The sequence below is a fragment of the Pseudomonas sp. AC083 genome, assembly GCF_979253165.1.
In genome coordinates, this window is sequence record NZ_CEEDDH010000081.1 from 1 (window position 1) to 297 (window position 297).

At 37.4% G+C, this 297-nt stretch carries 1 protein-coding gene; it reads right to left on the reverse strand.

The annotated features are described in order from the left end of the window. On the reverse strand, window positions 1-297 hold a 297-nt coding region (locus AC0IXA_RS27295; RefSeq protein ID WP_471814882.1), incomplete at both ends, for a hypothetical protein.

Below are 297 nucleotides of genomic sequence, written 5' to 3' on the forward strand. Positions count from 1 at the left end.
CCTCAATCCTCTTCCTGTCCGCACTGTTTATCGTCCATGTCTCACTCCCATACAAGGCAACACTCCATACAAATGCCTTCAGAAAGGACTTCCTTAAGTTTAAATCAATATTCGATGTTAACAAATTTCTCTTTTTGAAAAACGCTTTTCTACCTATTGCCATTCTGCATTTTATATCCTCTGTACTGCGACGATCATATGTTATTTTACTGCCCAAGTAACAAAACTCATATACCATCTTTATTTTTTCGTTACCTAAGCTAATTCGTTCAGCATCGCCTGATTTTCTTAGACTGC